The sequence below is a fragment of the Streptomyces sp. NPDC058000 genome (assembly GCF_042886435.1).
GTDB lineage: Bacteria > Actinomycetota > Actinomycetes > Streptomycetales > Streptomycetaceae > Streptomyces.
Genome location: NZ_JBHVQS010000075.1, coordinates 1 through 15,920, shown reverse-complemented (window position 1 = coordinate 15,920; position 15,920 = coordinate 1). Strand labels below are relative to the sequence as shown.

Sequence of the window (15,920 nt, the reverse complement as noted above, 5' to 3'; positions counted from 1 at the left end):
CTGCTCCATCAATCGCGCTACAGGTCGGACTGGCCGTTGAGCGCGGCCCGCACGAGGTCTGCCACTGTCATCGAGTCGACGGATTCGCCGTCGTCGTCCGTGGGCCGGCCGCCGCGTCCGGCGAGCTGGAGCAGGGGCTCCAGGACCCCGATCTCCCGCAGTTGGTCGAGCGGTACGGAGGCCAGCAGGGCCCGGATCTCCGCCTCGTCGTCGGCTCCGGCCGGTTCGTCGGGGAAGAGTTGGTCGAGGACGTACGCGCCCAGGGCCGTGGGGGTCGGGTGGTCGAAGACCAGCGTCGCCGGCAGGTTCAGGCCGGTCGCCGCACCCAGTTGGTTGCGCAGTTCGACGGCACCGAGCGAGTCGACACCGAGGTCGCGGAAGGACCGTTCGGCGGCGACCGCGTCGATGTCGGGGTAGCCGAGGACCTGCGCGGCGCGGGTGCGCACCAGATCGACGACGGTGTCCGGGCGGCGGGCGGGCGGCAGCGCGGCGAGCCGGGCGGCCAGCCCGCCGCCGTCCGCGGTGTCCGCGTCCGTCTGGGCGGCGACCGCCTCCCGGTAGCCGGGGAACTCCCGCAGCAGTGCGCTGGGGCGGGCCCCGCCGAAGGCGCCGGCGAACCGGTCGAGGGCCACGTCGGCGACGACCGCGGTCGGCTCCCGGTCGGTGACCAGGCGCAGCAGGGCCTCCACGGCGAGGTGCGGGTCCATGGCGCCGACTCCGGCGCGGCGGGCGGCCTCGTCGGCGCCGCCGGCGTCGGCCATGCCGCCGCCGCCCCAGGCGCCCCACGAGACGGAGGTGGCCGGCAGGCCGAGCACCCGGCGCTGTTCGGCGAGCGCGTCCAGGACGGCGTTGGCTGCGGCGTAGTTGGCCTGACCGGGGTTGCCGACCGCGGAGGAGGCGGAGGAGAACAGGACGAACGCGGCCAGGTCGCGGTCGCGGGTCAGCTCGTCCAGCAGCAGGGCCGAGGTGACCTTGGCGCGGAACACCTCCTGGAACCGCTCGGGGGTGAGCCGATCCAGGACACCGTCGTCGAGGACGCCGGCGGCGTGCACCACGCCGGTCAGCGGCCGGTCGTCGGGGATGGCGGCCAGGACGGCCGTCAGCTGGTCGCGGTCGGCGACGTCGCAGGCGGTGACGGTGACACTGGTGCCCAACCCGTCGAGTTCCGCGCGCAGTTCGGCGGCTCCGGGGGCGTCCGGGCCGCGCCGGCCGAGCAGGACGAGGTGGTGTGCGCCGTCCTTGGCCAGGCGGCGGGCGACGTGTGCGCCGAGGGCGCCGGTGCCGCCGGTGACCAGGACGGTGCCGGCCGGGTGCCAGGGCTCGGCGGGGTTGCGGCCGGGGGCCGGGACCAGGCGGCGGGCGAGTACCGCGGTGCCGCGGACGGCCACCTGGTCCTCGCCGTCCAGTCCGGCCAGGACGGCGGCCAGGCCGGCCGCGGACCGCTCGTCGGGGTCCTCGGGCAGGTCCACGAGACCGCCCCAGCGCTGCGGGTGCTCCAGGGCGGCGACCCGGCCCAGGCCCCAGACGGCGGCCTGTAGCGGCCGGTGCGGCCGGTCGGTGCGGCCGGCGGAGACGGCGCTGCGGGTGACGCACCACAGCGGTGCGTCGATGCCGGCGTCGCCGAGGGCCTGGAGGAGCGCGGTGGTCAGGGCGGTGCCTTCGGGCACGGCGCCGGTGAGCGTGTCGCGCAGGGCCAGCAGGGAGACCACGCCGCCGAAGCGGGTGCCGTCGGCGGTGTGGGCGCGGATCGCGTCGGCCAGCGCGGCCCGGTCGGCCGCGGCGGCCTCGACGTGCACGAGGTGGGTGCCGAGTCCGTCGAGGGTGGTGGTCACCCAGGGGTCGTCGGCAAGGCCCTCGGGGATCACCGCCAGCCAGGTGCCGCTGAGTGCCTTGCGGTGCACCAGGGCGGCGCCGGTGAGGCGCTTCCACACGATCCGGTGGCGCCAGCGGGCCAGTTGGGTCTCGTCGGCCTGGCGGCTGCGCCAGTCCATGAGGGCCGGCAGCACCTTGGAGAGGGCGTCGCTCTCCACGTCGAGTACGGATTCCAATGAGGTGAAGTCCTCCTGTGCGACGGCGTCCCAGAAGGCCGCGTCGGCCTCGGCCGGCTGTCCCGGCGCCGGGGTGGCGGGTGCCGCCCCCGGTAGGGCCTCCGGCCAGAAGCGGCCGCGTTGGAAGGGGTAGGTCGGAAGGTCCAGCCACTGGGTGCCGCGGCCGGCGAAGAACGCGTCCCAGCGCGGCCCCGCGCCGTGGACGTGCAGCCGTGCCACGGCGTCGACCAGCGTCTCGTCCTCGTCACGGGTGCGGCGCAGGGCCGGGACGACGACCGCGTCCGGTGCGCACTGGCGGGCCATCGCGGACAGTACGGCGTCCGGGCCGAGTTCGAGGAAGAGGTGCACGCCGCGGTCGGCCATGGTGCGTACCCCGTCGGCGAACCGCACGGTGCCGCGCACGTGGCGCACCCAGTAGTCCGCGGAGCACAGCTCGGTGGCGTCGGCCACGTCACCGGTGAGGTTGGACACGACGGGGATCTGCGGCGGGTGGTACTCCAGTCCCTCGGCGACGGTGCGGAAGCGCTCCAGCATCGGGTCCATCAGGTGGGAGTGGAAGGCGTGGCTGACCCGCAGCGGGGTGGTGCGGCGGCCCCGTTCGGCCAGTGCGTCGGCCAGTGCGGTCACGGCGTCGGCCGCGCCGGAGAGGACCACGGCGGAGGGGCCGTTGACCGCGGCGAGGGATACGCCGTCGGTGAGCAGCGGGGTGACCTCGTCCTCGGTGGCCTCGACGGCGATCATGGCGCCGCCGGTCGGCAGCTCCTGCATCAGGGTGGCCCGGGCTGCGACCAGGCGGCAGGCGTCGTCCAGCGAGAGCACCCCGGCGACGTGGGCCGCGGCGAGTTCGCCGACGGAGTGGCCGGCCACGAAGTCGGGCCGGACGCCCCAGGATTCGATCAGGCGGTACAGCGCGACCTCGATCGCGAACAGGGCGGGCTGGGTGTGGCCGGTGGCGTGCAGCCGGTCCTCGTCCGAGCCCCAGACGACGTCCCGCAGGGAGCTGCCGAGCCGGCTGTCCAGGCGGGCCAGGACGGCGTCGAACGCCTCCGCGAACACCGGGTGGCGGGCGTGGAGTTCGCGGCCCATGCCGAGGCGCTGGGAGCCCTGGCCGGAGAAGAGCACGGCGCGCTTCCCGGTGCGCTGGAGGTGGTGCTCGGCGGTGTGCGGTGTGGTGGTGCCTTCGGCCACGGCGGTCAGGCCGGTGCGGAGGGCGTCGTGGTCGGTGGCGGTGATGGCGGCCCGGTGCTCGAAGGCGGCCCGGGTGGTCGCCAGAGAGGAGGCCAGGTCGGCGGGGTGGGTGTCGGGGTGCGCGGCGAGGTGGGTCAGCAGTCGGCGGGCCTGGGCGCGCAGGGCGTTCTGTGAGCGGCCGGAGAGCAGGAACGGCAGCGGGGCGCCGTCGTCCGCGGGCCGCGCGGGGGCCTCGTCGCGGGGCGGCTGTTCCAGGATGGCGTGGGCGTTGGTACCGCTGGCGCCGAAGGAGGAGACCGCGGCGCGGCGCGGCCGGCCGGATGCGGGCCACGGGGTCCGGGTGGTGAGCAGTTGGGCGTGGCCGGCGGTCCAGTCCACGTGCTGCGAGGGGTTCTCGGCGTACAGGGAGCGGGGCAGTTCGCCGTGGTGCATGGCGAGGACCATCTTGATGACCCCGCCGACGCCGGAGGCGGCCTGGGTGTGGCCGATGTTGGTCTTCAGCGAGCCGAGCAGTACGGGTGTCTCCCGGTCCTGCCCGTAGGTGGCGAGCAGGGCCTGGGCCTCGATGGGGTCGCCGAGCTTGGTGCCGGTGCCGTGTGCCTCGACCGCGTCGACGTCGGCGCCGGTCAGACCGGAGTTGGCCAGGGCCTGGCGGATGACGCGCTGCTGGGCGGGGCCGCTGGGGGCGGTCAGGCCGTTGGAGGCGCCGTCCTGGTTGATGGCGGAGCCGCGCAGCACGGCGAGGATGCGGTGGCCGTTGCGCCGGGCGTCGGAGAGCCGTTCGACGACGAGCATGCCCACGCCCTCGGACCAGCCGGTGCCGTTGGCGTCGTCGGAGAAGGCGCGGCAGCGGCCGTCGGGCGACAGGGCGCCTTGGGCGCTGAACTCGACGAAGCCCACCGGGGTGGCCATCACGGTGACGCCGCCGGCCAGTGCGATCGAGCATTCGCCGGTGCGCAGGGCCTGCGCGGCCAGGTGCAGCGCGACCAGCGACGAGGAGCAGGCGGTGTCGACCGACACCGTGGGGCCCTGGATGCCGAAGGTGTAGGCGAGGCGGCCGGAGAGCAGGCTGGCGGACTGGGCGGTCTGCCACTGTCCGGCCTCCTCCGGCGGCCGGTAGTCGCCGGAGCCGCCGCCGACGAAGACGCCGGTGGTGCCGCTGCCGCGCAGGGTCACCGGGTCGATGCCGGCGCGCTCCAGGGCCTCCCAGGACGTTTCGAGCAGGATCCGCTGCTGCGGGTCCATCACCAGGGCCTCGCGCGGCGAGATGCCGAACAGGGCGGGGTCGAAGTCGGTGGCGTCGTAGAGGAATCCGCCCTGGGCGGTGGCGCTGCGGCCGGGGCCGTCGCCGGCGAGGGCGGTCAGGTGCCAGCCGCGGTCGGTGGGGAAGTCGCCGACCGCGTCGATCTCGTCGTTCACCAGCTGCCAGAGGTCTTCGGGCGAGGTGACTCCGCCGGGGTAGCGGCAGGCCATGCCGACGATGACGATCGGGTCGTCGCCGGTGGCGGCCGGGGCGGCCACCGGCGCGGTGGCGTCGGGGGCCCCGCCGAGGAGTCGGGTGCGCAGGTGGGCGGCGAGGGCGGCCGGGTTGGGGTGGTCGAAGACGAGGGTGGCGGGCAGGGCGAGGCCGGTGGCCGTGGCGAGTTGGTTGCGCAGGTCCACCGCGGTCAGCGAGTCGAAGCCCAGGTCGCGGAAGGGCAGTTCGGGTTCGAGCAGGCCGTGGTCGGCGTGGCCGAGGACCGTGGCGGCCTTCTCGGTGACCAGGTCCAGCAGGATGCCGTCGTGGTCCGCGGCGGGCTGTGCGGCGAGCCAGCGACCGTAGTCGCCGGCCGCGGTCCGCCGGTCGGCGCGGTCGCGGGCGGCTTCGGTGAGCGCGCTGCGGGCCTCGGGCAGGGCGTCGAACAGGGCGGTGGGGCGGGCCTCGTGGTGGAGGGGCGCGAAGGTCTCCCAGCGGACGTCGGCGACGGCCTCGGCGGTGGACCCGTCGGCGACGGCCCGGCCGAGGGCGGCCAGTGCGGTGTCGGCGTCCAGCACCGGCAGGCCGTTCATCCGGAGGTGGGCGGTGAGGGACGGGTCGGCCAGGTCGGACCAGGCGCCCCAGGAGACGGCCAGGGCCGGTGTGCCGTGGGCGCGGCAGGCGCGGGCGAGGGCGTCGAGGTAGGCGCCGGACGCGGCCTCGGCGGCCCGGCCGCGGACGCCCCAGACGGCGGCGACGGAGCCGAAGAGGACGAAGGCGTCCAGGGGGCGGCCGGTGAGGGCGGCGCCGAGGGCGGTGGCCGGGGCGAGCGCGGCGGTCAGGTCGGCTGCGGTGTCGGGTACGGCGTCGGTCTCGGGCGCGTACACGACCGCGGTGAGCGGGGTGGTGGCGGGCAGTCCGTCGAGGAGCGCGACATAGCCGTCGGGGTCGGTGGGGTCATGGGGCGCGAGGGTGACCTGGGCGCCGAGCGCGGTCAGTTCGGCCGCCAGGGACTCGGTGGCGTCGGTGCCCGTGGTGCCGTCGGGGGCGGTGAGGACGAGGTGGCGGGCGCCTTCGCGGGCCAGCCAGCGGGCGGCCCGGCCGCCCATGGTGCCGGTGCCGCCGACGACCAGGACGGTGCCGGTGGGGCGCCAGGTGGCGGCGTCGGGAGCGGCGGGCGTACGGGCCAGGCGGCGGCCGTGGACACCGGTGGCGCGGATGGCGATCTCGCGTTCGGCGCCCGGTGCGGCCAGGTGCGCGGCGAGCCGGGCGGCGGCGCGGTCGTCGGTGTCGGCGGGCAGGTCGGCCAGGCCCCCGAAGCGGTCCGGGTGTTCCAGCGCGGCGACCCGGCCCAGTCCCCACAGGGCGGCCTGGCCGACGGCGGTCGGGGGCTCCCCCGCGACCGAGACGGCGCCGCGGGTGACGCACCACAGGGGCGCGTCGATACCGGCCTGGTCCAGCGTGTCGAGGAGGGCGGTGGGCCATGCCGGGTCGCCGGGCAGGTCGCCTCCGGCGACGGCGAGCAGGGAGACGACGATGCGCCAACCGCCGGCGTTCGGGTCGGTCAACTGCTCTTCCAGGGCGGCCGGTTCGACGGTGTCGGTGTCGGTGCCGAGGGCGTCGGCGAGGGCGGTCACCCAGGCGGTGTCGGCGTGCCCGGCCGGGACGAGCAGCAGGGCCCGGCCGGTCGGTGCGGCCGCCTGCGTCGCCGGCAGCGGGGACCAGGTCTCGTGGTAGCGCCACTGCGCGGCGGTGGATGCGGCACCGTGGCGGCGGCGCCAGGCGGACAGCGCCGGCACCATCGCGGTGACGGTGTCGCCGTCCAGGCCGAGCGAGGCGGCCAGGCCCTCCAGGTCCGCGCGTTCGACGGCCGTCCAGAAGGCGGCGTCGGCCGGGTCCTGCGGGGCGAGCGCGGGAGCGCCGGGCTCGGGCCAGAACCGCTCCCGTTGGAAGGCGTAGGTGGGCAGGTCGGTCCGGTGGCCTCCGGCGGCCTCGAAGTACGCGGTCCAAGACGGGCCGGCGCCGTGGGTGTGCAGGGTGGCCAGGCCCTCCAGGAGGGCGAGGTCCCCGGCGCGGTCGCGGCGCTGGAGCGGCACGACCACGGCGGGCGTGCCGGCCTCGACGGTGTCGAGGGTCTGCTCGGCCAGGGCGGACAGCGCGCCGTCCGGCCCGATCTCCACGAAGGTGGTGACGCCGGCGTCGTGCAGGGCGCGCACGCCGTCGGCGAACCGTACGGTCTCGCGGACGTGCCGCACCCAGTAATCCGGGGTGCACAGGTCGGGGCCGGCCGGGGCGCCGCGGAGGGTGGAGACGAACGGGATGCGCGGCGGGTGGTACGTGACGTTCTCCGCGACCCGGGCGAACTCCTGGAGCATCGGGTCCATCAGCGGCGAGTGGAAGGCGTGGCTGACCCGCAGCCGCCGGGTGCGGCGGCCGTCGGCGGCGAGTCGGTCGGCGACCGTGCGGACGGCGTCCTCGGCGCCCGCGACGACCACGGACCGGGGCCCGTTGACCGCGGCGACCGCGACGCCGTCGGTGAGCAGCGGCGCGACCTCGTCCGCGGTGGCCTCCAGGGCCACCATGGCGCCGTCCTGCGGTAGTTGCTGCATGAGGGCGGCGCGGGCGGCGACCAGTGTGCAGGCGTCCTCCAGGGAGAGGACCCCGGCGACGTGCGCGGCGGCAAGCTCGCCGACGGAGTGGCCGGCCACGAAGTCGGGGGTCAGCCGCCAGGACTCGGCCAGCCGGAACAGTGCGACCTCGACGGCGAACAGCGCGGGCTGGGTGACGCCGGTCCCGTCCAGCAGTGCGGCGTCGGCGGTGCCGGGCGCGGCGAACAGCGCGGTGCGCAGCGGGACGTCCAGCACGGTGTCGAACTGGGCGAGGACCGCGTCCAGCGCGTCGGCGTAGACCGGGAAGTGCCGGTACAGGTCGTGGCCCATCAGGGCGTGCTGGGCGCCCTGTCCGGAGAAGAGGAACGCGGTGCGGCCGGGGGTGCGGGGGGCGGTGGCGCGGGCGGCCTCGCGCACGCCGTCCGGGCCGGCGAGGAGCACGGCGCGGTGCGGGAAGAGCGTGCGGTCGGTGGCCAGTGAACGGCCGATGTCCAGCGGCGTCGGTTCGGGGTGGGTGGCGGTGTGGGCGGTGAGCCGGTCCAGCTGGGCCTGGAGGGCTTCGCGGCTGCGGCCGGAGAGGATCCACGGCACGACGGTCGGTGTCGTCTCCGGGGCCGGCCGGGTGGCCGGGGTGTCGGCGGCGGGGGCCTGTTCGACGACGACGTGGGCGTTGGTGCCGCTGACGCCGAAGGCCGAGACGGCGGCGCGCCGGGGTGCGCCGGTCGCCGGCCAGGGCCGGGCGTCGTCGAGCAGCGCCACGGTCCCGTCGCTCCAGTCGACGTGGCTCGACGGGGTGCCCACGTGCAGGGTCTTCGGCAGGGTGCCGTGGCCCATCGCCAGCAGCATCTTGATGACGCCGGCGGCGCCGGCGGCGGCCTGGGTGTGGCCGATGTTGGACTTGACGGTGCCGAGCAGCAGCGGGCGTGCGGTGTCCCGGTCCCGGCCGTAGGCGGCGATCAGGGCCCGGGCCTCGATCGGGTCGCCGAGGGTGGTGCCGGTGCCGTGCGCCTCGACCGCGTCGATGTCGGCGGGGGTGAGGCGGGCGTCGGCGAGGGCCTGGGCGATGACGCGCTGTTGGGACAGGCCGTTGGGTGCGGTCAGGCCGTTGGAGGCGCCGTCCTGGTTGACGGCGGTGCCGCGGATCAGGCCGAGGACCTGGTGGCCGTGGCGGCGGGCGTCGGAGAGGCGTTCCAGGACGAGGATGCCGACGCCCTCGGACCAGGCGGTGCCGTCGGCGGCGTCGGAGAACGCCTTGCAGCGGCCGTCGGGCGCCAGGCCGCCCTGGGTGGAGAACTCGACGAAGGAGTCGGGGCTGGCCATGACCGAGACGCCGCCGGCGACGACGAGGTCGCACTCGCCGGTGCGCAGCGCCCGGCCGCCCCAGTGCAGGGCGACGAGGGAGGAGGAGCAGGCGGTGTCGACGGTGACGGCCGGGCCTTCGAGGCCGAGCGTGTAGGAGAGGCGGCCGGACATCACGCTGGCGGTGTTGCCGGTGGCGACGTAGCCGGCGACGTCCGAGGTGGAGCGGCGCAGCAGTGTCGGGTAGTCCTGGCCGTTGGTGCCGACGAAGACTCCGGTGGTGGAGCCGCGCAGCGCGGCCGGGTCGATGCCGGCCCGTTCCAGCGCCTCCCAGGTGGTCTCCAGCAGCAGCCGCTGCTGGGGGTCCATGGCCAGCGCCTCGCGGGGCGAGATGCCGAAGAACCGGGCGTCGAAGTCGGCGACGCCGGAGAGGAAGCCGCCTTCCAGGGTGTCGGAGGCGCCGGCTCCCAGGGCGGCGAGGTCCCAGCCGCGGTCGTCGGGGAAGCGGCTGATGCCGTCGCGGCCGTCGTCGAGGAGCTGCCAGAGGTCCTCGGGGGTGGTGACGCCGCCGGGGAAGCGGCAGCCGATGCCGATGACGGCGATCGGGTCGTCGTCGGTGGCCGTGGTGGCGACGGCGGTGGCGGTGTCCGCGGGCAGGGTGCCGAGGAGTTCGGCGAGGAGGAAGTCGGCCATCTCGCGCGGGGTGGGCAGGTCGTAGACCAGGGTGGCGGGCAGGTTGAGGCCGGTGGCGGCGTTGAGGGCGTTGCGCAGTTCCAGGATGGTCAGCGAGTCGAAGCCCAGGTCGCGGAAGGCCCGGTCGTCCTCGACGGTGCGCGGGTCGGCGTGGCCGAGGACGGCGGCGACTTGGGTGCGCAGCAGGTTCAGGACCGCTGCGGGGCGTTCGTGCGACGGCAGTTCGGAGAGTTGCTGCCGCAGGCCGGTGGCGGCCCCGGTGGTGGCCGCCGGGGTGGCCCGGGCGGTTTCGGGGAGGTCGGCGACGAACGGTAGCGGGCGGAGCGCGGCGAAGGCGCGGAGGAACCGCTCCCAGTCGAGGTCGGCGACGGTGACGGCGGTGTCGTCGTTCTCGACGGCGCGCAGCAGGGCGCGTACGGCCGGCTCGGGGGCGAGCGGTTCGAAGCCGCCGCGCCGCACCCGGTCGATCAGGTCGGCGTCGTCGGCGACCATGCCGGAGCCCGCCCACGGGCCCCAGGCCACGGACAGCGCGGTCAGTCCCTGGGAACGGCGGTGCTCGGCGAGCGCGTCCAAGTGGGCGTTGGCCGCGGCGTAGTTGCCCTGTCCGGCGGCGCCGAGGACGCCGGCCGTCGAGGAGAACAGGACGAACGCGTCGAGATCCAGGCCGGCGGTCAGCTCGTGCAGGTGGTGCGCGGCGACGGTCTTGGCGCGCAGCACGGCCGCGAAGCTCTCCGGGGTGAGCGCGTCCACGACGTGGTCCTCGACGACGCCGGCGGTGTGGAACACCGCGCACAGCGGGGCGTCGTGCGGCACCTCGGCGAGGAGGGCGGCCAGGGCGTCGCGGTCGGCGGCGTCGCAGGCGGCGAGGGTGACCCGGGCGCCGAGCCCTTCCAGTTCGGTGCGGAGCGCGGCGGCGCCGGGCGCGTTCGGGCCGCGGCGGCTGGTGAGCAGCAGGTGGGTGGCGCCGTCGCGGGCCAGGCGGCGGGCGACGTGACCGCCGATGCCACCGGTGCCGCCGGTGATCAGGACGGTGCCGGCCGCCGGGTCGAAGGCGGTACGGGCGGTGTCGGGGCCGGCGGGGGCGTGCGCGAGGCGACGGAGGAAGACGCCGGAGGGCCGGACGGCCACCGCGTCCTCGCCGTCGGTCGCCGCGAGCACGGCCCGCAGGCGGCGCGCGGCCTGATCGTCCAGGGTGGTGGGCAGGTCGACGGTGCCGCCGAACCGGGCCGGCAGTTCCAGGGCGACGGCGCGGCCGAGGCCCCAGACGGCGGCCTGGTCGGGGGCGGTGAGCCGGTCGGCGCGGCCGACGGCCACGGCGCCGCGGGTGACGTTCCACAGTGGTGCGTCGATACCGGCGTCGCCGAGGGCCTGGACGGCGGTGGTGGTGAGGGTGAGCGCGGCGGGCGCACCGGGGTGGCCGGCGTCGCCGGTGGCGAGCGGCAGCAGGGACAGTACGCCGCTGAACGGGCCCTCGTCGCCGGCCGCTTCGGTGATCCGGGCGGCCAGCGCGGCCCGGTCGGCGGTGGCGACCGGCAGCCGGACGGTGGGGGTGCCGAGCGCGGTCTCGACGTCGGCGACCCAGGCGGCGGTCGCGTCGTCCTCGTGGTCATGGTCATGGTCGTGGTCGTGTGGAGCCAGGACGAGCCAGCGGCCGCTGAGGGTGGCGGGGGCGGTGGTGCCGCCGCGCGGCTTCCAGGTGACGCGGTAGCGCCAGGAGTCCAGTTCGGTCTGCTCGCCGCGGCGGCGGCGCCAGCCGGTGAGCGCGGGGATCATCGCGGTGACGGTCGCGTCGTCGAGGTCCAGGGACGCGGCGAGGGCGGCGACGTCGTCGCGCTCCACGGCGGCCCAGAACTCGGCGTCGAGGCCGGTCCCGGACGCGGGGGTCGCCGCGGTGGTGGTGTCGGGCCAGTACCGCTCGCGCTGGAACGCGTAGGTCGGCAGGGTCAGGCGGTGTGCGCCGTGGTCGGTGAAGTAGGCGGACCAGTCGATGTCGGTACCGTGGGCGTGGGCCGCGGCGACGGCGGTGACGAGGGTCTGTTGTTCGGGTCGGTCGCCGCGCAGGGTCGGCAGCAGTGCCGTGCGGGACGGGTCGGTGAGGCTTTCCCGCGCCATGCCGCTGAGCACGCCGTCCGGGCCCAGTTCCAGGAAGGTGCGGACGTCGCCCTGGGTGGACAGCCAGTCGATGCCGTCGGCGAAGCGGACCGCGGCGCGGACGTGCCCGACCCAGTAGGCGGGGGTGCAGACCTGCTCGGCGGTGGCCGGGCCGCCGCTGACGTTCGACACGAACGGGATCGTCGGCGGGTGGTAGGTCAGCCCGTGGGCGACGGTGGCGAAGTCGTCGAGCATGGCGTCCATCAGCGGCGAGTGGAAGGCGTGGCTCACCCGCAGCCGCTTGGTCCGCCGCCCGTCGGCGGCGAAGGCGTCGGCGAGGGCGAGTACGTCCTCCTCGGTGCCGGCGACGACCACGGACCGCGGTCCGTTGACTGCTGCCACCGACACCCGGTCGGCCAGGCCGTCCAGGTGCGGCAGGACCTCGTCCTCCGCGGCCTCCAGGGCGACCATGGCGCCGCCCTCGGGCAGCGCCTGCATGAGCCGGCTGCGGGCAGCGACCAGGGTGCAGGCGTCGTCGAGGGACAGCAACCCCGCGACGTGCGCGGCGGCGAGCTCGCCGACGGAGTGGCCGGCAAGGTAGTCGGGGGTGAGGCCCCAGGACGCGAGCAGGCGGAACAGTGCGACCTCGACGGCGAACAGGGCGGGCTGGGCGTACCCGGTCCGGTCGAGGAGTGCGGCCTCGGCGGAGCCCGGTCCGGCGAACAGCACCTCGCGCAGCGGCCGGTCCAGGTCGCCGTCGAACCGGGCCAGGACCTCGTCCAGCGCGTCGGCGAACACCGGGTGGCGGTCGTAGAGTTCGCGGCCCATACCGGGCCGCTGGCTGCCCTGGCCGGTGAACAGGAAGGCGGTCCGGCCGCGCCCGGCGGTGCCCTGGACGATGCCGGGGCCGGGCAGTCCGTCGCGCAGTGCGCGCAGACCGCGGGTCAGCTCGTCGCGGTCGGTGGCGATGACCGCGGCCCGGCGCTCCAGTGCGGCCCGCGAGGTGGCGAGGGAGTGGGCGAGGTCGGTGAGGTGGGCCTCAGGCCGCTCCTCGACGAAGGCGAGCAGGCGGGCGGCCTGGGCGCGCAGCGCGGCCTCGCCGCGGCCGGAGACCAGGACGGGCACCAGGCCGTCCCGCGGCGGGGCGGCGGCCGCGGTCTCCTCGTCCGCGGGGGCCTGTTCGAGGATGGTGTGGACGTTGGTGCCGCTGATGCCGAAGGAGGAGACGGCGGCGCGGCGCGGCCGGCCGGTTTCGGGCCACGGGGTGCGTGCGGTGAGCAGTCCGATGGCGCCCGAGGACCAGTCGACGTGGGTGGAGGGCCGGTCGATGTGCAGGGACTTGGGCACCACGCCTTCTTGGAGGGCGCGGACGAGTTTGATGACGCTGGCGACACCGGATGCCATCTGGGTGTGGCCGATGTTGGACTTGACCGAGCCGAGCAGCAGCGGCCGTTCGGGGTCGCGGTCCGGCCCGTAGGTGGTGAGCAGGGCCTGGGCCTCGATGGGGTCGCCGAGGGCGGTGCCGGTGCCGTGGCCTTCCAGGACGTCGATGTCGCCGGGTGCGATGCCGGAGTTGGCGAGGGCCTGGCGGATGACGCGCTGCTGGGACGGGCCGTTGGGTGCCGTCAGGCCGTTGGACGCGCCGTCCTGGTTGACGGCGGAGCCGCGGATGACGGCGAGCACCTGGTGTCCGTTGGCGCGGGCTTCGGAGAGCCGCTCCAGCAGGACCAGGCCGACGCCCTCGGCGAGGGTCATCCCGTCGGCGCCGTCCGCGTATGCCTTGCAGCGGCCGTCCTCGGCGAGGGCGCGCTGCCGGCTGAAGCCGACGAACGACATCGGCGTGGACATGATGCTGACGCCGCCGGCCAGGGCGAGCGAGCTCTCACCGTTGCGCAGTGACTGGCAGGCCAGGTGCATGGCGACGAGGGAGGAGGAGCAGGCGGTGTCGAGCGTGACGGCGGGGCCCTCGAAGCCGAAGAGGTAGGACACCCGGCCGGACAGCACGCTGGAGAGCGTGCCGGTGATCATGTGGCCTTCCGAGCCCTCGCTGCTGGGCACGGTGGAGGCGTAGTCCTGGTAGCTGGCGCCGACGAAGGTGCCGGTGCGGCTGCCGCGTTGGGCGACCGGGTCGATGCCGGCGTGCTCGAACGCCTCCCAGGCGGTCTCCAGCAGGAGCCGCTGCTGCGGGTCCATGGCGAGCGCTTCGCGGGGTGAGATGCCGAAGAAGCCGGGGTCGAACTCGGCGACGTCGCGCAGGAATCCGCCCTGGACGGAGTAGGTGCGGCCGGGTCGGTCCGGGTCCGGGTCGTACAGTCCCTCGGCGTCCCAGCCGCGGTCGGCGGGGAAGCCGGAGACCGCGTCGACCTCGTCCAACGCGATCCGCCACAGGTCCTCGGCGGAGCCGACCCCGCCGGGGTAGCGGCAGCTCATGCCGATGATGGCGATCGGGTCGTCGGCGGCGGGGGCGCTCGTCGGGGCGGCACCGGCGTCGGCGGACCGGGCACCGGCCAGTTCGCCGTGCAGGAAGGCGGCCAGCGCGGCCGGGTTGGGGTAGTCGAAGACCATCGTCGACGGCAGCGTCAGGCCGGTGACCGAGGCGAGCCGGTTGCGCAGGCCCACGGCGGTCAGCGAGTCGAAGCCGACGTCGCGGAAGGCCCGCTGGTCGGTGAGGTCCTCGGCGGAGGACAGTCCGAGGACGGACGCGGCCTCGGTGCGGACGGTCTCCAGGAGTGTGCGTCGCTGCTCGGCGTCGGACAGGGTGCGCAGCGCGGCGGCGAACTCGCCCTGGGCTTCGGCCCCGGCGCCCTGTTCGGCGGCCGCGGTGAGCCGCCGGACCTCGGGCACCTCGTCGAAGAGCGGGGTGGGGCGGCCCGAGGTGTAGACGGGGTGGTAGGTCTCCCAGTCCACGTCGGCGACCGCGAGGACGCGCTCGTCGTCGTCCAGGGCGCGCTGCAAGCCGCTCAACGCGAGCTGCGGGTCCATGAATTCCAGGCCGCTGCGTCGGATCGTCCCGGGATCGACCCGGCCCAGTTTGAGGTCGTCGGCCCAGATGCCCCAGGACAGCGACAGGGCGGGCAGTCCGCGGGCCCGCCGGTGCTCGGCGAGCGCGGCGAGGTAGGCGTTGCCGGCGACGTACGCGGCGTGCGCGCCGCTGCCCCACATGCCGGCGGTGGAGGAGTACAGGACGAAGTCGTCCAGCTCGTCGTCGTCGAGCAGGTCATCGAGGATCTGCGCACCGGTGACCTTGGCGTGCAGCACCCGGTCGAAGTCCACCGGCGTGGTGGCGTCCAGGGTGTGCAGCTCGATGGTGGCGGCGGTGTGGACGACGGTGCGGACGGTGCGGCCGTCGTCCTTGAGGTCGGCCAGTAGCGCGGCGACCGCGTCACGGTCGGTGATGTCGCAGGCGACAACAGTCGCCTCGGTACCCAACTCGGCCAATTCCGCGACGAGTTCGGGGGCCCCGGGGGCTTCCGCACCCCGCCGGCTGACCAGCACCACATGCTCGGCGCCACGCCCCGCCAGCCACCGGGCGAGGTGCGGGGCAAGGGTCCCGGAGCCGCCGGTGACCAGCGTCGTACCGCGCGGCGTCCAGGTGCCGGCGGCCCGGCCGGGGGTGGCCTCGGCCCGGACGATGCGACGGGTGAAGATCCCGGAGGGCCGGATGGCGAGTTGGTCGTCGGCACCGAGGGCGCCGGACAGCACGGCGGCGAGCCGCTGGCCGGCCCGGGCGTCGAGCGCGGCGGGCAGGTCGACGGTGCCGCCCCAGCGCTGCGGATACTCCAGCGCCGCGGTCCAGCCGATGCCGGTGACCTGCGCCTGGACGGGGGCGGTCAGCTCGTCGGCCCGGCCGGTGGAGACCGCACCGCGGGTCAACGCCCATACGGGGGCGTCGATTTCGGCGTCGCCGAGCGCCTGGATCAGCGCCACGGTCAGAGCGGTGCCGAGCACCAGGGAGGTGCCGGGGACCGCGCCGGTCCGCTCGGCGGCGGCGAGGACGGAGACGATTCCGGTGGCGGTTCCGGTGGTGTCCGCCGCCCCGGCCAGGCGTTCCCGTAGGACGGCCCGGTCGGTGCACGCCTCGTCGAGGACCAGACGGTGCACCTCGGCGCCGTGCGTTTCCAGTGCCGCGGCGACGTCGGTGTCGTCGATGCCGTCGGCGGTGACCAGCAGCCAACTGCCGGTCAGGGACGGGTGCGGCAGGGTGCCGCCGAGGGGCTGCCAGGCGACGCGGTAGCGCCAGGCGTCCACGGTGGAACGGTCGCGGCGGGCCCGGCGCCAGGAGGACAGGGCCGGCAGCACGGCGGCGACGGAGTCCTCGTCGGTGCCGAGGGTGGCGGTCAGCGCGGAGACGTCACCGTCCTCGACGGCGCTCCAGAACGCCGCGTCGCCCGGGTCGGCGGCGGCGCCGGCCTCCGGGGCGGGCGGTACGGCCCACAGGTGTTCGCGTTGGAAGGCGTAGGTCGGCAGGTCGACCCGGGACGCACCGGTCCCCTCGAACACACCCGCCCAGTCCACCTCCACCCCCCGCACAAAGAC

1 protein-coding gene is annotated in these 15,920 nt (G+C 75.7%); it reads right to left on the bottom strand.

The features are described 5' to 3' along the window. Positions 1-17: 17 nt before the first annotated feature. On the bottom strand, positions 18-15,920 hold a 15,903-nt coding region (locus tag ACFVT2_RS38735; protein ID WP_390025971.1), incomplete at its 5' end, for a type I polyketide synthase.